Genomic DNA, 19,101 nt, shown 5'->3' with positions numbered 1-19,101 from the left:
TAGGTAATGACTGAGCGGTGGGCAGGAGCAATTCCCATGCCGGCTCCGGCGGCCCCCGCAATCCGTGCCCTGCAGCTAAGGTGGGCGCAGACCGGGCGGCCAATCCTTGCCGCCCTGCGGCAGGGCCCCACGGCAATGACCGCTCGCGCAGAGGGTCAGGTGCTTTCGCGGATCTTGAGTTCGAAACCCAGGTCCACCACTGGCTGGGCAATCCGGTTTCCGGCCATCAATGTCAGCATCTGTTCGGCGGCGCGTTGCCCGATGGCTTCCCGCGGTGTGCTGATGCTGCTCAGGCGCGGCACCATGTGGGCCGAAGCGGGCAGGTCGTTGAAGCCCAGCACCGAGATCTGCTCGGGAATCCTGATGCCACAGCGCAGTGCTTCGAAAAGGGCGCCGTGCGCCAGGTCGTCGTTGCCGAAGAAGATCGCATCCACATCCGGATGGCTGGCCAGCAGTTGAAGAAACAATTCGCCGCCCAGGCCCACCGACGACGGTCTTGGTGTCAGCAGTTCCAGGTCCGGGTCGTACAATCCGGCTTTCTGCAGGGCCCGGCGAAAGCCTTCGCCGCGCAGCAAGGTGCGCTGGTCAAGCTGCGCGCCGATGTAGGCCAGGCGCTTGCGGCCTCTGGAAATCAGATGTTCGGCCGCGGTCTCGCCGGCCTTGAGCTGGGAGAAGCCAACGCAGTTCAGGCCCGCGCCGGGGTCCAGTTCCATCATGTAGACACAGGGGATGTTGCTGGCCTCGATCATGCGTCGGGCGCTTTCGGTGCGGTCGAAACCGGTCAGCAGCAAGCCTCGTGGCTGATAGGCCATGTAGTTGCGCAGCAGGTCTTCTTCTTCGTCCCGGGAATAGTGATAGTTGCCGATCACCACTTCGAACCCCTTGGGCCTGAGCACGCGATGAATGGCTTCCAGGGTGTCGATGAACAGCAGGTTGGACAATGATGGCACCAGTACCACCACCGAATGGCTCTGGGCCGACGCCAGTGCACGGGCGGCGGGGTTGACGACATAGTTGAGTTCCACCGCGGCCTGGCGGACCTTGTCCACCAGTTCGGTGGCGACCGTGCTGACACCTCGCAGGGCGCGGGAAGCAGTGATGGGGCTGACCCCGGCCAGGCGCGCGACTTCGTTGAGCGTAGGGCGGCCGGTGGTGCGTGTATTCTTATCGTTTTTAGGGGCGGTCATCGGGGTGGCTTGCCAAACAAAAATCAAGGCACTAAGGTAGCGCTGTCTCGACGTGGCTGCAAATGCGTGAACGGGGTTGGCCTGATCCTCGTGGCGCGGTTGTCGTGAACGAACATGCTGCAACTACAAAAATGACAAGAAGGCGTCGGCAACTTCTGCTTTTGCATTGGTGTCATACCTGGCAAAGGTAGCGCTGTCTGCGCGCTGAGGTGTTACATGAACAATCCCATCACCGCCCTGGTCATCATGGGCGTTGCCGGTTGCGGCAAGACATGCGTCAGCCAGGCCCTGTGCCAGTTGAGCGGCGCCACTGCCATCGAAGGCGACACTTTCCATCCTGCGGCCAACATCCAGAAGATGAGCGCCGGTATTCCCTTGAACGACGACGACCGTGCCGGCTGGCTCGACAGCCTGTGCCAAGAGCTGCGTCGTGTCGATGCCAGGGGCGAACGCCCGGTGTTGACCTGTTCGGCCCTCAAGCATCGCTATCGCGAACGCTTGCGCAGCGCCTTGCCGGGCCTGGGCTTCGTATTCCTCGAACTCACGCCTGAAGTGGCTGCCGACCGGGTTTCCCATCGTCCGGGCCATTTCATGCCGTCGACCCTGATCGATAGCCAGTTCGCCACCCTCGAGTCGCCTGTCGGCGAGCCACTGACCCTGGCCCTGGATGCATCCAGCCACAGCGTCGACGAGCTGGCACGTGAGGCTTATGTCTGGTGGGTGGCCCACGGCCTCAAGCTCGCCAGCTGACCGGCAACAAATTTGCGTCAGAAAGACAGCGCTGTCCCGATGACTTACGAATAACTGCTTCAATAACAACAACAAATCAGGAGACACCCCCCATGTTTGGCATGTCCCACGAGACGTTCCTGCTGCTGGATGCAGTGGTCACGGTGATCGGACTCATCGTCCTCATCACCAAATTCAAGTTCCATCCCTTCATTGCCCTGACCATCGCCGCCGCGTTCCTCGGCCTGACATCGGGCATGCCGACCGGCACTATCATCAAGGCGTTCCAGGACGGCTTCGGTGGGGTGCTGGGCTTTGTCGGCATCATCCTCGCGCTGGGTACGATGCTCGGAAAAATGATGGCCGAATCGGGTGGGGCCGATCAGATCGCCCAGACCCTGATCCGCGCCTTCGGCAGGGAAAAGGTGCAATGGGCCATGATGTTCGCCGCGTTCCTGGTGGGCATCCCGCTGTTCTTCGAAATCGGCTTCGTGCTGTTGATCCCGCTGGTGTTCATCGTCGCGCGCCGCACCGGCGTATCGATCATCAAGATCGGTATTCCGCTGTTGGCCGGTCTTTCCGCCGTCCATGGCCTGGTACCACCGCATCCGGGGCCGTTGCTGGCGATCGGCATATTCGGCGCTGATATCGGCAAGACCATTCTCTACGGCCTGATCGTAGCGCTGCCGACCGCCATCATCGCCGGGCCGATCTTCGGTACGTTCATTGCCAAGCACATTCCCGGTCATCCGAACCAGGTGCTGGTGGACCAACTGGCCCGGGAGACGAATGCCGCCGAGCTGCCAAGCTTCAGCATCACCCTGATCACCGTGCTGTCGCCGGTATTCCTGATGCTGCTCAAGACCTTTGCAGATGTGGCGCTGCCGGACGGCAACCTCTTCCGGGTCTGGATGGACATGATCGGCCACCCGATCTCGGCCTTGCTGCTGGCCTTGCTGCTCTCGCTGTACACCTTCGGCTACAAGCAGGGCATCGGTTCCAACCAGATGCTGAAGTGGCTGGACGCCAGCCTCGCTCCGACGGCTGCGATCATCCTGATCATCGGTGCCGGCGGTGGCTTCAAGCAGATGCTGGTGACCAGCGGCGTGGGTGACGTGATCGGCCACATGGCCGTGAGCGCGCAGATTTCTCCGATCCTGCTGGCCTGGCTGGTTGCGGCGGTGATCCGTATCGCCACAGGTTCGGCGACCGTGGCAACCATTACCGGTGCCGGTATCGTGGTACCGGTGGTAGGGATGATTCCGGGTGTGAACCGTGAGCTGCTGGTCCTGGCCACCGGTGCCGGATCGCTGATCCTGTCGCACGTGAACGATGCGGGTTTCTGGCTGGTCAAGCAGTACTTCAACATGACCGTGGCCGAAACCTTCAAGACCTGGACGGCGATGGAAACCATCCTGTCCGTGGTGGGGCTGATCTTTATCCTGCTGTTGTCGCTGGTGATCTAAGCACAGCACAACATAAGCGCAGGACAACATCTGTGGCGAAGGAGCAAGCTCCCTCGCCACATTTTTTTCTGTATTAGCCGTTGGTCTTCGAGACTAACCCATCCGCCCGGAACATCGCGCGGATTCCACGCACGGCCTGGCGTATCCGGTCCTGGTTCTCGATCAGTGCGAAGCGTACGTGATCGTCTCCATACTCCCCGAAACCCACTCCCGGCGAAACGCAGACCTTGGCCTCGGCCAACAGCTTCTTGGCGAACTCCAGCGAACCCAGGTGTGCATAGGCATCGGGGATCCTGGCCCAGACGTACATCGATGCCTTGGGGTTCTCCACCATCCAGCCCAACTCATGCAGGCCCTTGACCAGCACATTGCGGCGTTGGCGGTACTGCTCGGCGATGTCGCGCACGCATTGCTGGTCGCCTTCCAGAGCGGCGATGGCCGCCACTTGCAGCGGGGTGAACGTGCCGTAGTCGTGGTAGCTCTTGATCCGCGCCAGGGCGCTGACCAGCTCTGGATTGCCCACCATGAAGCCGATGCGCCAGCCCGCCATGTTGTAGCTCTTGGACAGGGTGAAGAACTCCACCGCGATGTCCTTGGCGCCCGGTACCTGCATGATCGACGGGGCTTTCCAGCCATCGTAGACGATGTCGGCGTAGGCCAGGTCGTGGATCACCAGTACGTCGTACTGCTTGGCCAGGGCGATGACCCGCTCGAAGAAATCCAGCTCCACGCATTGTGCGGTGGGGTTGGAGGGGAAGCCGAGGATCATCATCTTCGGCTTGGGGATCGAGCCGCGGATGGCCCGCTCCAGTTCAGCGAAGAAATCCACGCCCGGCACCAGCGGCACTGAGCGCACCTGGGCGCCGGCGATCACCGCACCGTAGATATGGATCGGGTAGCTGGGGTTGGGCACCAGCACCGTGTCGCCCTGGTCCAGGGTTGCCAGCATCAGGTGGGCCAGGCCCTCCTTCGAGCCGATGGTGACGATGGCTTCGCTCTCGGGGTCGATGTCCACCTCGTAGCGGTCCTTGTACCAACGAGAAATGGCGCGGCGCAGGCGTGGGATGCCCTTTGAAGTGGAGTAGCCGTGAGTGTCTTCGCGCTGGGCGACGGTGACCAGTTTTTCCACGATGTGCGGGGGCGTGGCGCCGTCGGGGTTACCCATGCTCAAGTCGATGATGTCTTCGCCGCGCCGACGCGCAGCCATCTTCAGCTCGGCAGTGATATTGAATACATACGGGGGGAGTCGATCGATGCGCGCAAAGCGGCGCGGCGAACCTTGTTCGGCCATTGTTGCCTCGAGATACGTGAGCGCCCGGAACCGTCCGAGCGACGTTGGCCACTGCGGTGGCCTGCGGCGCAAGATAAGGGTGGGCAGGGGCGATTGTCCAGTGGCGGCCGACAACTATTTTCGACGACACTGTCGGCCCGGTCGCGGGCCTTTGTAGGCGCCAGCGACCAGCTCGACTCGTTTCACACTTTCGAACGGAATGAACAATGGAATTTTCCAGCGGTTTCCTGCTGAGCCTGTCCTTATGCCTGGATATCGGCGTGGCCAACATCGCGATGATCACCCTGGCCATGCAACGGGGTTATTTCCAGGGGTTTGCCCTGGGCCTGGGGACCTGTGTGGGGGACCTGATCTACGCCGTACTGGCCCTGGCCGGCATGACCGTGCTGCTGCAATACGAGGCGGTACGCTGGGTCCTCTGGATCGGCGGCTCGGTGTTGTTGCTGTATTTCGCCGCCAAGATGATCCATTCGGCGATCTATCACGACGCAGTGCTGGCGCAGGCAAGCGAGGCGCGGGACAGTTCGTCGCGCCAGGAATTTTTGCGGGGGATTTTCCTGGCCATGTCATCGCCCAGCGCCATCCTCTGGTTCGCGGCCGTGGGCGGCACGCTCATCGCCCGTTCAGGCGGCGGCACGGTACTCAGCTCGGCGCTGTTCCTCAGCGGGTTCCTCTGCGCCGGGCTGCTGTGGAGCGCAGGCTTGTGCCTGGCAGCGACCCAGGGCGGCAGATTGCTGGGGGACAGGCTGCTGCGTTACTCCTATTGGGCATCCGCGGCGATCTTCTGTTATTTCGCGGTGTACGTGATCGTTTCTGGCTACAACGAGTTCGTCGGTGGAGCTGCCGCGGCTGTACTGCCAGTTCACTGACAAGCGAAACGGCCCTGGCAATCACGGTTTGGCTTCTATACTGCCAAGCCCGACTTCATGTTTTGCGGAGTGTTGACGCATGGAAAAGCACGAACGCGAGTACACAGCCGAGCCACGCTTTGAACAGGGACACTTCAAGCTCATTGCCGGTTTCGGTGCGCGTTTTACCCCGGAAACGGCCCAGGATATCCCCTTGCTCTGGGAAAAGTTCTTGCCCTGGCTCGGTAATGTGCCAGGGCAGAAAAGCGACGTGACCTATGGCGTATGTTGCAATCCGGACGGGAAGGGCGGATTCGAATACATCGCCGGGGTGGAGATCGGCCGACTCGACGATTTGCCGGAGCAATACCGCTGGATCGAAATCCAGCCCGCCTACTATGCGGTGTTCGAACACCGGGGGGCGCTGAAGACGCTGCCGCAGACGTTCCAGTACATCTGGAAGCAATGGCTGCCCGAGTCCGGGCATGAGGCGGCGGACGAACCGGAGTTCGAGCGCTACAGTGAAGACTTCAACCCCAGGACAGGGGAAGGCAGCCTGGAGATCTGGATACCGCTCAAAGTCAGGTAACGCGCTGGGTCAGAGTACCAGGCCCATCCGTCGCTCATACCCGACGAGGCCCTTGTAGGCCTCGCCGCTGTCAACCCAGCCCAACCGGGTGTACAGGCCGATGGCCGATTCGTTGCTGGCATCGACCGAGAGTTCCAACCCCCTGATTTCCGGCCAGGCCGCTCGCGCCACGGCGGGCAGCGCCCGCAGGCAGGCCTTGCCGTGCCCCTTGCCCTGGGCCCGATGATCCACTTGCAGGGCGTGTAGCGTAGCGCTGTGCTCATCGGCCCAGGCCGGCAGGGCCGGTGGGCGCTTGAGGAGCAGGAACGCCACCGGTACGTCATCGGCCAACAGGGCGAACCCCTTGACCCCCGGGCAGGGCCTGGACAGCAGCATATGCAGCGCACCGTGGATATCGCCGGCGAACCTGAGTTGGTGGGGCAGAACCTCGATCGCCTCCACTTGCAGGCACTGGCCAGCGGTGAGGTGCTCGTAGGCGACGAGTTGAGCGGTCACGAAAGCGTCCGTTGTCGGCTGGCAGAATGAGGCAGGGATTCTAGCGTTATTTTTCCTTGAATTATTTTTGTCTGGGTTGTCGATTTGCCGTTGCTCCAGACGACAAGGGGTGTCTTCAACAAAAAACGCGGAGAACCAGCATGAATACCCAAGCCACTGAAACCGAAATCCAGGCCCTGATCGATACCTATCGCCAGGCTGTCATGGCCAAGGACGTGGAAAAAGTCATGGCGCTCTATGATGAGGACATCGTTTCGTTCGATGCCATCCAGGCCCTGCAATTCAAGGGCAAGACTGCTTATCGTGCGCATTGGCAGGCCTGCATGGAGATGTGCCCCGGCCCGCACAAGTTCGAGTTTCATCAGGTCAGCATCACTCCGGCGGACAGCATCGCTTTCGCCCACTGGCTGGCCTATTGCGGCGGCACCAATGAAAAAGGCGAAGAGCAGGCCTGCTGGATGCGTGTGACGGCCTGCTACCGGCGCGTGGCCGGACAGTGGAAGATCGTCCATGAACACTGGTCGGCGCCGTTCGACCCGATGGCCGGTACGGCGCTCTTCGATCTGCAGCCCTGATCGTCGGTTTTTTCACCATTACGTTCGCCTGCCGTCATCGTTGATCGGTTCGATCACGGAGCTTTCCATGAAGTACTTATGCCTGGTGTATAGCAACGAACATGTGCTGCACAACTCCCCCGACAGCCCGGAGGACGCCGAGTGCATGGCCTATGCCGAGTCGATCCAGGGCAGCGGGCGAATGATCGCCGCCGAAGCCCTGGAGTCGGTGCAGACCGCCACCACGGTGCGCATGCGCGGCGGCAAGTTGTCGATCACCGATGGTCCGTTCGCCGAAACCAAGGAGCAACTGGCGGGCTTCTACCTGATCGACGCCAAGGACTTGAACGAGGCCATCCAGGTCGCCGGCCATATCCCGGCGGCCCGGGTCGGCTGTGTCGAAGTCCGACCGGTACGCCAACTGAACCCCTGAACAACAATCACAAACAGGATATCGTTCATGAACCTCAAGCCTGCTTCTTTCGAGCTGTCCATCAGCCGCTTGATCGACGCTCCGCGCCAGGACATCTTCCGTGCCTGGACCGAACCGGCCCTGCTGGTCCAATGGTGGGGCCCCCACGGCATGACCACGCCGGAATGCGAGATGGACCTGTGGGTCGGTGGCCAGTTTCGCACGTTGATGCGGGCGCCCGACGGCAGCGAGTACCCCACCATGGGGGTGTTCCTGGAAATCGTCGCGCCGCAGCGGCTGGTGTTCACCGATGCGTTTCTCCCCGGCTGGCTGCCGTCCGGCAAGGCCTTCATGACCGCCGAGGTGATGCTCGATGAAGAGGGCGGCAAGACCCGCTACACCGCCCGCGCCTTGCACTGGAACGAAGAGGACCGTCAGGCCCACGAGGCCATGGGGTTCCACGAGGGCTGGGGGCAGAGCCTGGATCGGCTCGAGGCATTGGTCACCCAGGGCCTGCCCGACTGATGCCGGCCGAAGCGGTCAAGGCGCGGGTCGAGCAGGTCTACAGGCAAGATTCGCGACGGATCCTGGCGACACTGATTCGCCTGCTGGGGGACTTCGACCTGGCGGAAGAGGCACTGCACGAGGCTTTTTTCATTGCGGTCGAGCGCTGGCAACGCGATGGTGTGCCGGACAATCCCCGCGCCTGGCTGGTGTCCGCCGGGCGCTTCAAGGCGATCGACAGCCTGCGCAGGCGGGCGCGCTTTGCGGCATCGCAGCCGATGCTGATCGCTCAGCTGGAGACGTTGGAGCAGGCCGACTGGAGCGACGAAGACGTGGAAGATGACCGTCTGCGGCTGATTTTCACCTGCTGTCACCCGGCATTGGCGGCGGATGCCCAGGTACCGCTGACCTTGCGGGAAGTGTGCGACCTGACCACCGAGGAAATCGCCAGGGCCTTCCTCGCCGCTCCGGCGGCCATCGCCCAGCGCATCGTGCGCGCCAAGGCGAAGATCCGCGATGCGAAAATCCCGTATCAGGTGCCCGCCCGCTCGGAGCTGCCGGAACGGCTGGACAGTGTGCTGCGGGTGATCTACCTGGTGTTCAACGAAGGTTATTCGGCTTCGATGGGGGCCGAGCTGACTCGGGATGACCTGACTCGCGAAGCCATTCGCCTTGCGCGCCTGTTGATGGAGCTGTTGCCGGAAGCCGAGGTCATGGGGTTGTTGGCGTTGATGCTGCTGCACGAGTCCCGGCGGCCGGCGCGCACCTCGGCCACTGGTGAGCTGGTCCTGCTGGATGAGCAGGACCGCTCCTTGTGGGACGCGCAATTGATAGCCGAAGGCTGTGCCTTGGTGGAAGCCGCATTGAATACCCGTCGGTTCGGACCTTATTGCCTGCAAGCGGCGATTGCCGCGGTCCACGCCGAAGCCCCCAACGCAGCGGACACCGACTGGCCGCAGATCGTCGGGCTATACGATGTACTCCTGCGGGCGATGCCATCGCCGGTGATCGAACTCAACCGTGCGGCCGCCCTGGCCAAGCGCGACGGACCGGCGGCCGGCCTGGGCTTGATCGACGCGATCCTGGCGCGTGGCGAGTTGCTCGACTACCACTTGGCCTATTCGGCGCGGGCCGAATTCTGTCGGCAATTGGGACGGATGGATGAGGCGCGGACGGCTTATCGACGTGCCCTTGAATTGACGCAGCAATTGCCGGAACGGCGGTTTATCGAAGGACGGCTTGCGGGGTTGCAGTCATGAACCACAGTGACCCCCTTGTGGGAGCGGGCCTGCTGGCGATGGCGGAAGACCAGACACATCGACTGAGATGCCCCCATCGCGAGCAAGGGGGGCGATGACTGATCTCGCATTTTTGAAATACCAGAAACCACAGTGGGAGCGAGCTAGCTTGCGATAACGGTAGACCAGCCAGTCTCTATATCGACTGACAGACCCCTATCGCGAGCAAGCCCGCTCCCACAGGTTTTGTGGCTTGGCTGGCTGCGTTGACCCGCAGCCAGCCAGCGTCGATCAGAACTCGTGATCGGCGTTGTCCGGGTTCAGGTCGCTGATGCCCAGCTTGCCGGCGGCCTGTTCGATCGAACCGGTCTGCTTGACCAGCGCGGCGATGGCGTCGCGCACGATCTGGTTGCCCGCGGTGTTGCCTGCGGCGATCAACTGGTCGTAGTGCTCACCCTTGTTGGCGTGATCGACCATGACCTGGATCTTGGCTTCGGTATCGGCCAGCTCGGCCTTCAGGGTGGTGTCGACGGCCGGATCGGCCTTGGCCACCAGGGACGACAGGCTGGCGCCAGTCATCTTGGTGCCATCGACGCGGGTGTACTCGCCCAGGTAGACGTTACGTATGCCCTTGGCATCGTAGAAGTGCGAGTAATGGGTGTTGTCGCTGAAGCAATCCTGCTCGTCTTCTGGCGAATTGGCTTCCAGGGACACTTTCATGCGCTCGCCCGCCAGTTCGCCCAGGGACAGGCTGCCCATGCCGAACAGCATCTTGCGCAGGCCGGTTTCGGCAGGTTCCGCTTCCAGGGTGGCGCGGTAGTTGTCGGCCACGTTCGGCTTCCAGTTGCCGACCATTTCTTCCAGGTCGCTGACCAGCAGTTGGGTCACGGCCTTGAGGTAGGCGCGGCGACGGTCGTTGTGGCCGCCGGTGGCGCCGGCGCCTTCCAGGTAGTCCGAAGCCGGACGGTTGCCCGCACCCGGGCCGGTGCCGTTGAGGTCCTGGCCCCACAGCAGGAATTCGATGGCATGGTAACCGGTGGCGACGTTCGCCTCGGAACCGCCCAGCTCATTGAGGCTGGCGAGTTTTTCCGGGGTGATGTCCTTCACGTCGACCTTGTCTTCGCCCACCTGGACCTCGGTATTGGCGATGATGTTGGCCGTGGCGCCCGGGTTACCCAAGGCGTGCTCGTAGGACTTGTCGACATAGTCGATCAGGCCTTCGTCCAGGGGCCATGCGTTCACCTGGCCTTCCCAGTCGTCGACGATGGTGTTGCCGAAGCGGAACACTTCGCTCTGCAGGTAAGGCACGCGTGCGGCGACCCAGGCTGCCTTGGCGGCTTTCAGGGTCTCGGCGTTCGGCTTGGCCAGGAATGCATCGATGGCGGTCTGCAGGGTTTTCGCGGTGGATTCGGCATCGCTGTAGACGGCATAGACGATGTCGGCGTAATGCGCGACAACGGCCTTGGCGGCAGCTTCGTCGACTTTGCCGCTGGCAGCAGGGGCGGCCGGTGCCGCAGTGCTGGCGGCCGGCGTCGGCGCTTGCGGCGCGGCAGCCTTGTCCTTGCCTTCGCCGCAACCGGCGAGGGAAATAGCGATGGCCAGCAGACTGGCGGAAGCCAGAGGCATACGAATCATGGCAAACATCCTGCTTCGGTAATGAATGGGGACTGGCGCGAGGGCGCGCAAAGGTGCGACATAATGCGAAAGATTTGCATTATGTGTAAAGGGCGTGACTGTAAATATTTCTTGTTCATTCATGAAAGATCACAGCCTTGCCCGGCGTTTTGCAGGGGCATTTCCGTTCCCCGCAGGCACCGAACCAGCCGTGGTCTTTCAGGTATTCAGAGAGTGAGGGCCTTGCTGCGTTGCGCCTGTTTCAGGTAAGCGCCCAGCTCCCGCGCCGGCAGGGGTTTGCTGTAGTAGTAGCCCTGACCTTCGTGGCAGCCTTCGGAGATGATGTAGGCCTCCTGCTCGACCGTCTCCACACCTTCGGCAATCACCTGCATCCCCAGGCTCTTGCCCAGCTGGATGATGGCCCGCACGATGGTCGCGTCGTCCTCGTCTTCCAGCAGGTCCTGGACGAAGCTCTTGTCGATCTTGATCTTGTCCAGCGGCAGGCTCTTGAGGTAACTCAGGGACGAATAGCCGGTGCCGAAGTCATCGATGGCGATCAGCGCACCGGAACGGCGCAGGCTCAGCAGATGCTGGGCGGCAGTGGTGATGTCTTCCATCAGGCCGGTTTCGGTGACTTCCAGTTCCAGGCTGCGAGGCGGCAAGCGGTACCGCTGCAACAGGTTGTTCACCACCCGCGGCAGTTCGGCGTGGTGCAGTTGCACGGTGGACAGGTTGACCGCCATGCGCAGTTCGATGAACCCCTGGTCGTGCCATTCGCGCAGTTGCTTGCAGGCCTGGTCCAGCACCCATTCGCCGATGGCGATGATGGTGCCGTTCTGCTCGGCCAGGGGAATGAACAGGTCGGGTGGCACGAAGCCGTGTTCCGGATGATGCCAGCGGATCAGGGCTTCGGTACCCACCACCCGCAGGTCGCGATAGCTGATCTGCGGTTGATACACGAGGGTGAACTGGTCGCGGATCAGGGCTTCGCGCAGGTCTTTTTCCAACTCGCGTCGTCGGCGCATTTCGCTGTCGACACTGGCGATGTAGAACTGATAACGATTGCGCGAGCGAGTCTTGGCCAGGGTCATGGTCTGCTCGGCTTTTTGCAGCAGCTTCTCGGTACTGCCACCGTCCTCGGGAAAAAGGGTGATGCCGATGGTGGCCCGCAGGCGGATTTCATGGTCGTCAAGGACGAAGGGCGCTTCCAGGTCATCGAGAATGCTCTGGGCCAGCTCGGCGGCTTCGTAAGGTTGTTCGATATCGGCCTGGACCAGGGCGAATTGGTCGCCCCCCAGCCGTGCCAGGGCGCCCAGGCGTCCGCTGTGGGCTCGCAGCCGATCGGCCAGGGCCAGCAGCAGCTGGTCGCCGGTCTGGTAGCTGAACTGTTCGTTGATGCCCTTGAAGTCGTCCAGGCCTACGCACAGCACTGCCACCCGGCGTTGCAGGCGTCCTGCGTCCACCAGGATCTTGTCCAGTTGCTGCTGGAGTTGCTGGCGGTTGGGCAGGCCGGTGAGAAAATCGTACTGGGCCATTCTCAGCAGGCTGTTTTCCGCCTCGTGGCGCAGGTGCGTGTTGCGCTCGATGGAGGCGAGCAACTGGTTGGCCGTATTGATCCACAGGCCCAGCTCGTTCTGCTCATGGCCTCGCAATTGAGGAATCTGGTGTTCGCTGGGGCGGTCGGGGTTGATTTCGGTCAGGTGTTCGATGATGCGCGACAGGGGCTTGGTCAGCATCCAGTGATAGACCAGGTACAGCACCAGGCCCATCGCCAGGGCGCGCAGCATGCCGGAAATGAAGATGATCACCGAGCTGACGATGAAACTGTGGCCATAGCTGGCGGTATCGAGGGTAATGCTCAGGTCGCCGTAGTATTCGCTGTAGGGGCCGCGGCCCACCAGTTGGGTAGTGAAGGTCCGCTCCTTGTCCAGGATGAGATCGGTCAGCCAGCGGCTCTCCGATTCCTGCAAGGGGCGGCTTTTTTCGGCGAGCATGGTTTCGCGGGGGTGGCCGATGGAGGCCATGCGCACGGCCCTGTCCTGGAACAGTCCCTCGATCACTTGCATGCCCATCTCCCGATCGAGGCTGTAGACGGCCTGGGTCGAGGGATCGCGGAACATGTCGAGAATGCGCTGGGCGTCGCTGGAGACGGCCTGGTTGGTTTTGTAGGCATCGAACACGATCTGGGCGCAGCTCAAGACCACGCCAACGATCAATGCCGAGATGAGCACGACCCGGAGCAACTTCACAGACAAGCTGTTCTTTAATTCCAGCTTCAAAGAGGGATTCCTTGTACCGTGCGGGTAGCGTCAAGTTGCCATGAGTATTGGCAATCCTGTGATGTCAGTCAAAGGGACAATCAAACACAAGGAATTTCGCCTGGAACATGGCCGATATACGGTTCTTTCAGAGTGATTGCTCTACGCCCATTGTGTCGGTTGGAGGGGGGCGCAACTTGAGCCCTCGGGGGATTTTTTATTGGAATTCGGACGTGAGGTCGTTCCTGGCCCGCTGACTTGCGAAGGCATTCACGCAAGGTAAAAAAAACCCGGCGAGGCGCCGGGTTCTCTTGGATCTGGCTTCGGCAATCAGGCAGTGAAGGTCTTGCCTTCGAACTGCTCGGCCACGAATTTCCAGTTGACCAGGTTCCAGAACGCTTCGACGTATTTCGGACGAAGGTTGCGGTAGTCGATGTAGTAGGCGTGCTCCCAGACGTCGCAGGTCAGCAGCGGGGTGTCGCCGCTGGTCAGCGGGTTGCCGGCGCCGATGGTGCTGGCCAGGGCCAGGGAGCCGTCGGCTTTCTTCACCAGCCAGCCCCAGCCGGAGCCGAAGGTGCCGATGGACGTCTTGCTGAACTCTTCCTTGAACTTGTCGAACGAACCGAAGGCCTTGTTGATGGCTTCGGCCAGGGCGCCGGTAGGCTGACCGCCGGCGTCAGGGGCCAGGCAGTTCCAGTAAAAGGTGTGGTTCCAGACCTGAGCGGCGTTGTTGAAGATACCGCCCGAGGAAGTCTTGACGATTTCTTCCAGGGTCTTGCCTTCGAACTCGGTGCCTGGCACCAGGTTGTTCAGGTTCACGACATAGGTGTTGTGGTGCTTGTCGTGGTGGTATTCCAGAGTCTCTTTGGAGATGTGCGGCTGCAGTGCATCGTGTGCGTAGGGCAGCGGCGGCAATTCGAAAGCCATGGTGATTCTCCTAATCAGGTCAGTTGCGGTGAGCGCAAGGCCGATCACGGGCGGCCAGACAAGCGCCGGGGAGTTTGTACTCTTTGCGGCGCAAGGTCGGATCATAGCACCGGGGGTGCGGCATAACCACGCAACAACTGTGTGGGATAGAGGTTCCAGAGCGGTTTGCAATAATCAGCCGGCGACGATCAATTGCACCGCCACGGTAAACATCATCACCGCCACCAGCACGTCCAATACCCGCCATGTCGTGGGCCGGGCCAGCCACGGGGCGAGCCAGGCGGCCCCCAGGGCCAGGGTGAAGAACCACAGCAGAGAGGCACTTGCCGCGCCCACGACGTAGGCGCCGGGAACACTCTGCTGGGCGCCGAGGGAGCCGATCAGCAACACGGTGTCCAGATACACGTGTGGGTTGAGCAGTGTCACCGCCAATGCGCTGAGCAGTACCGCCCGCAGTGAGCGCACGGCTTGTTTTTCACCTTCCTGCAGGCTCTGTTTCGAACAGGCCCGGCGCAAGGCCTGGCTGCCGTACCAGAGCAGGAACGCCGCGCCGCCCCAGCGAGCGATCGACAGCAGCAGCGGGCTCTGGGCCAGCAGCGTCGCCAGCCCGAACACACCGGCCATCACCAGCAGCGCATCGCAAGTGACGCACAGGGCGGCCACAGGCAGATGGTGCTCACGGCGCAAGCTTTGGGCCAGTACAAAGGCATTCTGAGCGCCAATGGCCATGATCAGGCCTAAGGCCACCAACAAGCCGTTCACATAGCTTTGCCACATCATTGTTTCTCCATCGAAGGTTCAATGCTGGCTATTCTCCGGTGGGAAGGGGTATAAGAAAAACCAATCCTGCTGATTGCTCATTAGAGAAACTGATGTTCGATTACAAATTGCTTTCCGCATTGGCGGCGGTCGTCGAGCAAGCCGGCTTCGAGCGTGCCGCCCAGGTGCTGGGCCTCTCGCAATCGGCCATTTCCCAGCGCATCAAGTTGCTGGAGGCGCGGGTCGGCCAGCCGGTGCTGGTGCGCGCCACGCCGCCGGCGCCTACCGAGATCGGCCGGCGGTTGCTCAACCATGTGCAGCAGGTGCGTCTGCTGGAGCGAGACCTGCAGAGCCTGGTTCCGGCGCTGGATGAGGAGGGCGTACCCGAGCGCCTGCGCATCGCCTTGAACGCCGACAGCCTGGCGACCTGGTGGGCGGCGGCGGTGGGCAGCTTCTGTGCCGAGCATCAGTTGCTGATGGATCTGGTGGTGGAGGATCAGACCGTCGGCCTCAAGCGCATGCGCGCCGGTGAGGTGGCGGCCTGTGTCTGCGCCAGTGAACGCCCGGTGGCCGGTGCCCGCAGCGTCTTGCTCGGGGCCATGCGCTACCGCGCGCTGGCCAGCCCGGCTTTCATCGCCCGGCATTTTCCCGATGGCGTACGCGCCGACCAACTGGCCCGTACACCGGCGCTCGTATTCGGCCCGGATGATTTCCTCCAGCACCGCTACCTGGCCTCACTGGGTGTGGAAGGGGGATTCGAGCACCATCTCTGTCCGTCGTCCGAAGGTTTTATCCGCCTCGCCGAGGTCGGCCTTGGCTGGGGGCTGGTGCCAGAGCTGCAAGTGCGTGAGCAACTGGCCCGGGGCGAACTGGTGGAGTTGCTTGCAGATAAACCCATCGATGTGCCGTTGTACTGGCATCATTGGCGCAATGGCGGACAATTGCTCGGCTTGCTGACCGATCGATTGGTCCGCGCCTGCGGCCAGTCGCTGGTGCCTTGGGAGCCGCGATAAGCGTCAAGCCGCAAGCGGCGTAGAGTAGAGATTAACCGGCACCGGGGGGCACGCAGCCCGCCGCTGCACTTGTTGGGAGTATGCATGAAGATTCTGGTCACCGGCGCAAGCGGCTTCATTGGCGGGCGCTTCGCGCGTTTCGCCCTGGAGCAGGGCCTGGATGTGCGGGTCAACGGACGCCGGGCCGAGAGCGTGGAGCACCTGGTGCGTCGCGGTGCGCAGTTCGTCCCGGGGGACCTGAGCGATCCGCTGCTGGCCCGCGACCTGTGCCAGGATGTCGAGGCTGTGGTGCATTGCGCCGGCGCGGTGGGGCTCTGGGGACGCTATCAGGATTTCCACCAGGGCAACGTCCAGCTCACGGAAAACATCGTCGAGGCCTGCCTCAAGCAGAAGGTCCGGCGCCTGGTCCACCTGTCGTCCCCGTCGATCTATTTTGACGGCCGCGACCACCTAGGGCTGACCGAGGACCAGGTGCCCAAGCGCTTCGCTCATCCGTACGCGGCCACCAAGTACCTGGCCGAGCAGAAGGTCTTCGGTGCCCAGGAATTCGGGCTTGAGGTACTGGCCCTGCGACCGCGCTTCGTGACCGGGGCGGGGGACATGAGCATTTTCCCGCGGCTGTTGAAGATGCAACGCAAGGGTCGACTGGCGATCATCGGCAACGGTTTGAACAAGGTGGATTTCACCAGTGTGCAGAACCTCAACGAAGCCCTGCTCAGCAGTTTGCTGGCCACCGGCTCCGCCCTGGGCAAGGCCTATAACATCAGCAACGGGGTGCCGGTTCCGTTGTGGGATGTGGTCAACTATGTGATGCGCCGGATGGACGTCCCACAGGTTCGGCGTTACCGTTCCTACGGTTTGGCCTACAGCGTCGCGGCCTTGAACGAAGGCGTCTGCAAATTATGGCCGGGTCGCCCCGAGCCGACGCTCTCGCGGCTGGGCATGCAGGTCATGAACAGGCATTTCACCCTCGACATCGGTCGGGCCCGGCATTATCTCGATTACGATCCGCAGGTCAGCCTGTGGACGGCCCTCGATGAGTTCTGTGCCTGGTGGACAGGCCGCTGATCGGCCCGTCATGAACCGAGTGCCGGGTTCGGGGTCAATCGGTGCGGCGGGCGAGGGGGTTATACTCGCCGCATCAAGCCATCACCGGTTTCCCAAAGGTTGAACCCATGCCCATGCGTAACGATGCCAACGACGACTTCGATGATGTTCCGAGCCTGCGGGTGCGGGCCGACATTCCCGATGACGATGACTTTTTGCCCAACCGCCCGCCCCACGTACAGGCACGCACGGCCCCGGTCGCGGCGGCCCGGGTCAAGGGGCCCAGCACCGGACCGCTGTGGGCGCTGATCGGCGCGCTGTCGTGTGCATTCGCGTTCCTGGCCTGGTGGAGCTTCCAGCAGATCTCCCTCATGGAACAGCAACTGGTGGCTACCCAGGAAAGTTTCGCCCGCATCAGCGAGGACGCGGCGGGGCGCCTGCAGGACATCTCCGGCAAGGTGGTCGCCGGGCAGTCCAATGTCATGAGCGACAGTGAAGCCTTGAAAGCGCAGATCAAGCAATTGGACAACAAGTTGCAGGAGCAGGGACGGCAATTCGACAGCAAGCTGCTGGAGCAGTACAGGCAACAGCAAGCCACGTTCGGTCCGTCCGCTGACCTGGACAAGGAACTGGCCCAGCTCATTGCCCAGGCCTCCGAACAGCAGAACACCAATACCCAGCTTCAGGCTTCCAACAAGGAGCTCCAGGCCCAGGTCAAGGCGCTGGTGGCTGAAGTCACCACCCTGAAGAACCAGGGCGAGGGCGGAGCCCTGGATGCCCAGCTCAAGAGCATCGGTGCCGACATCACTGCGCTGAAAAGAGCCACCTCCAACTCTGCCATCGACCGTCTCGAGCAGGATGTCATCGTGCTCAAGAGCCAACAGGACAAGGGTGGCAACACTGCCGAGTTCGATGCCTTCCGCGGCCAGGTCACCCGCAACATCAACACCTTGCAAGCACAGATCCAGCATCTGCAGCAGCAGCTCAACGCCCGGGCCCAATAAGCGTTTTGCGCGATAGTGCACATCATTTCTGAATGTGCCGCCGCTATCGCGAGCAAGCTCGCGATGACGTCCTGTCAGTCGATAGCACTAGCCACTGACTCACCAGGCACCCCAGCAATCCCCTGAATACTCCCACATCATCCGGCGCCGTCTACGCTCTTGAAACACCAACAAGAACGAGGGGCGCGCGCATGGTTCTTTTTCACAAGATGGCCTGGCTGGGGGCGATGTTGATGCTGGGGCTTGCCCAGGCCCAGGCGGCCACCGGGGACGATGGCCAGGCGGCCCGGGCGCTGCTGGAAAAGGCCTTGGCCTATTACCACGACAACGGCGACAAGGCCTTTGCCGCCTTCAGCCGCCAGGGGGAGTTCGTCGACAAGGATCGTTACGTGTTCGTGGTGGATACCCAAGGTGTGATGCTGGCCAGCGGCGGGCCTTCCTCGGCGTTGATCGGGAGAGACGTTTCCGAAGTGTTGGGGCCGGATTTGCGCAAGGCCTTCAAGGACGCCTTGAAAACCCCGGAGGCCAGTGGCATCCAGCAGGCCGAATACCGCTGGCAGAACTGGGCGGACGGCAAGGTAGAGCGCAAGCATGTGTATTTCCAGCGTGTCGGCGAGCGCATCCTGGCCGTTGGCTATTATCTGCCCCGGGCTTCCGCCGAACAGGCCAGGGCGCTGCTGGACAAGGCCTCGAACGACTTGCTGAAAAACGAGAAGGCCACCCTGGCGGCGATCAACTCCCTCAAGGGCGGTTATCTGCAGGATGACCTGTATGTCTTCGTCGTGGACCTCGATACCCGGCGCTATGTCGGACACGGCACCAACCTGCGCTTGATCAATACCGACTTCGCCAAGGTCAAGGACCCGGATGGCAAGCCGGTGGGTGAGCCGATCCTGGCCATGCTTGGCCAGCAGGATGCGGGGGAGTATGAGTATCGCTGGAAGAATCCAGTAACGGGCAAGGTCGAGGACAAGCACGCGTACCTGAAGAAGGTCGGACATTTCCTGGTGGCGGTGGGGTATTACAGCCCTTGAGAACGGTTTGTGGATCCATGGCGAGGGGATTTATCCCCGTTACCCCAGAATCCATCATGCGCCGCGATCATCCGTTAGCACGCAGAGGGGCGGTGCAACCCAACGGGGATAAATCCCCTCGCCACGGTATAC

The 19,101-nt window shown here is 62.0% G+C and carries 19 protein-coding genes; 12 read left to right on the top strand and 7 right to left on the bottom strand.

Going from position 1 to position 19,101, the window contains the following annotated elements; all coding sequences use genetic code 11:
* Positions 1-155 precede the first annotated feature (155 nt).
* Complete coding sequence (locus BW992_RS00380; RefSeq protein ID WP_076405261.1) at positions 156-1,187, bottom strand: LacI family DNA-binding transcriptional regulator; 1,032 nt, start codon at positions 1,185-1,187, stop codon at positions 156-158.
* Positions 1,188-1,403: 216 nt separating this feature from the next.
* Between BW992_RS00380 and BW992_RS00375 the strand changes: the two genes are divergently transcribed.
* Together BW992_RS00375 and BW992_RS00370 are read left to right on the top strand one after the other, a co-directional pair.
* The gene (locus BW992_RS00375; RefSeq protein WP_072398858.1) at positions 1,404-1,937 is read left to right on the top strand and encodes a gluconokinase; all 534 of its coding nucleotides are present in this window, start codon (positions 1,404-1,406) and stop codon (positions 1,935-1,937) included.
* Between the two features lie 92 nt (positions 1,938-2,029).
* On the top strand, positions 2,030-3,382 hold the full coding sequence (locus tag BW992_RS00370; protein ID WP_076405259.1) for a GntP family permease: 1,353 nt from the start codon (positions 2,030-2,032) through the stop codon (positions 3,380-3,382).
* Positions 3,383-3,455: 73 nt separating this feature from the next.
* On the opposite strand, the gene alaC is transcribed toward BW992_RS00370, so the two are convergent.
* Positions 3,456-4,673: an alanine transaminase gene (gene alaC / locus BW992_RS00365; RefSeq protein WP_072398857.1), complete on the bottom strand. Its 1,218-nt coding sequence runs from the start codon at positions 4,671-4,673 to the stop codon at positions 3,456-3,458.
* A 206-nt stretch (positions 4,674-4,879) separates the two neighbouring features.
* Here alaC and BW992_RS00360 point away from each other — a divergent pair, with 206 nt between their 5' ends.
* A complete protein-coding gene (locus tag BW992_RS00360) occupies positions 4,880-5,542 on the top strand; it encodes a LysE family translocator (protein WP_076405257.1) in 663 nt (220 codons plus the stop codon).
* Between the two features lie 79 nt (positions 5,543-5,621).
* On the top strand, positions 5,622-6,110 hold the full coding sequence (locus BW992_RS00355) for a GyrI-like domain-containing protein (protein ID WP_072398855.1): 489 nt from the start codon (positions 5,622-5,624) through the stop codon (positions 6,108-6,110).
* Positions 6,111-6,119: 9 nt separating this feature from the next.
* On the opposite strand, the gene BW992_RS00350 is transcribed toward BW992_RS00355, so the two are convergent.
* Positions 6,120-6,605, bottom strand: a complete 486-nt coding sequence (locus BW992_RS00350) for a GNAT family N-acetyltransferase (RefSeq protein WP_072398854.1) — start codon at positions 6,603-6,605, stop codon at positions 6,120-6,122.
* A gap of 140 nt (positions 6,606-6,745) precedes the next feature.
* On the opposite strand from BW992_RS00350, the gene BW992_RS00345 reads away from it, so the two are divergent.
* The 4 genes from BW992_RS00345 to BW992_RS00330 all read left to right on the top strand — a co-directional run bounded on the left by BW992_RS00345 (position 6,746) and on the right by BW992_RS00330 (position 9,334).
* Positions 6,746-7,180, top strand: a complete 435-nt coding sequence (locus BW992_RS00345; protein ID WP_072398853.1) for a YybH family protein — start codon at positions 6,746-6,748, stop codon at positions 7,178-7,180.
* A gap of 67 nt (positions 7,181-7,247) precedes the next feature.
* On the top strand, positions 7,248-7,592 hold the full coding sequence (locus BW992_RS00340; protein WP_072398852.1) for a YciI family protein: 345 nt from the start codon (positions 7,248-7,250) through the stop codon (positions 7,590-7,592).
* A 27-nt stretch (positions 7,593-7,619) separates the two neighbouring features.
* Positions 7,620-8,096, top strand: a complete 477-nt coding sequence (locus BW992_RS00335; RefSeq protein ID WP_072398851.1) for an SRPBCC family protein — start codon at positions 7,620-7,622, stop codon at positions 8,094-8,096.
* Entirely contained in the window at positions 8,096-9,334 is a 1,239-nt protein-coding gene (locus BW992_RS00330) for an RNA polymerase sigma factor (RefSeq protein WP_072398850.1), read from the top strand. The genes BW992_RS00335 and BW992_RS00330 overlap by 1 nt, the downstream gene beginning before the upstream one ends.
* A 270-nt stretch (positions 9,335-9,604) precedes the next feature.
* Here BW992_RS00330 and BW992_RS00325 read toward each other — a convergent pair whose 3' ends face one another.
* From BW992_RS00325 to BW992_RS00310, 4 genes are all read right to left on the bottom strand, one after another.
* Positions 9,605-10,948, bottom strand: a complete 1,344-nt coding sequence (locus BW992_RS00325) for an imelysin family protein (protein ID WP_072398849.1) — start codon at positions 10,946-10,948, stop codon at positions 9,605-9,607.
* 206 nt (positions 10,949-11,154) lie between these two features.
* Positions 11,155-13,206, bottom strand: a complete 2,052-nt coding sequence (locus BW992_RS00320) for a putative bifunctional diguanylate cyclase/phosphodiesterase (protein WP_072398848.1) — start codon at positions 13,204-13,206, stop codon at positions 11,155-11,157.
* A gap of 309 nt (positions 13,207-13,515) precedes the next feature.
* On the bottom strand, positions 13,516-14,112 hold the full coding sequence (locus BW992_RS00315) for a superoxide dismutase (RefSeq protein ID WP_072398847.1): 597 nt from the start codon (positions 14,110-14,112) through the stop codon (positions 13,516-13,518).
* Between the two features lie 174 nt (positions 14,113-14,286).
* Entirely contained in the window at positions 14,287-14,889 is a 603-nt protein-coding gene (locus tag BW992_RS00310) for a LysE/ArgO family amino acid transporter (RefSeq protein WP_072398846.1), read from the bottom strand.
* 95 nt (positions 14,890-14,984) lie between these two features.
* Here BW992_RS00310 and BW992_RS00305 point away from each other — a divergent pair, with 95 nt between their 5' ends.
* From BW992_RS00305 to BW992_RS00290, 4 genes are all read left to right on the top strand, one after another.
* Complete coding sequence (locus tag BW992_RS00305) at positions 14,985-15,884, top strand: LysR family transcriptional regulator ArgP (RefSeq protein ID WP_072398845.1); 900 nt, start codon at positions 14,985-14,987, stop codon at positions 15,882-15,884.
* Positions 15,885-15,968: 84 nt separating this feature from the next.
* Positions 15,969-16,952 carry an NAD-dependent epimerase/dehydratase family protein gene (locus BW992_RS00300; RefSeq protein WP_076405255.1) on the top strand — a complete coding sequence of 328 codons (984 nt, stop codon included), beginning with the start codon at positions 15,969-15,971 and terminating at the stop codon, positions 16,950-16,952.
* Between the two features lie 107 nt (positions 16,953-17,059).
* Entirely contained in the window at positions 17,060-17,935 is an 876-nt protein-coding gene (locus BW992_RS00295; RefSeq protein WP_072459487.1) for an ATPase, read from the top strand.
* Between the two features lie 191 nt (positions 17,936-18,126).
* The gene (locus BW992_RS00290; RefSeq protein ID WP_072398842.1) at positions 18,127-18,969 is read left to right on the top strand and encodes a cache domain-containing protein; all 843 of its coding nucleotides are present in this window, start codon (positions 18,127-18,129) and stop codon (positions 18,967-18,969) included.
* Positions 18,970-19,101: the final 132 nt, after the last annotated feature.

Source organism: Pseudomonas sp. 7SR1, assembly GCF_900156465.1.
Taxonomy (GTDB): domain Bacteria; phylum Pseudomonadota; class Gammaproteobacteria; order Pseudomonadales; family Pseudomonadaceae; genus Aquipseudomonas.
This window is presented reverse-complemented; position numbering and strand designations above follow the sequence as displayed.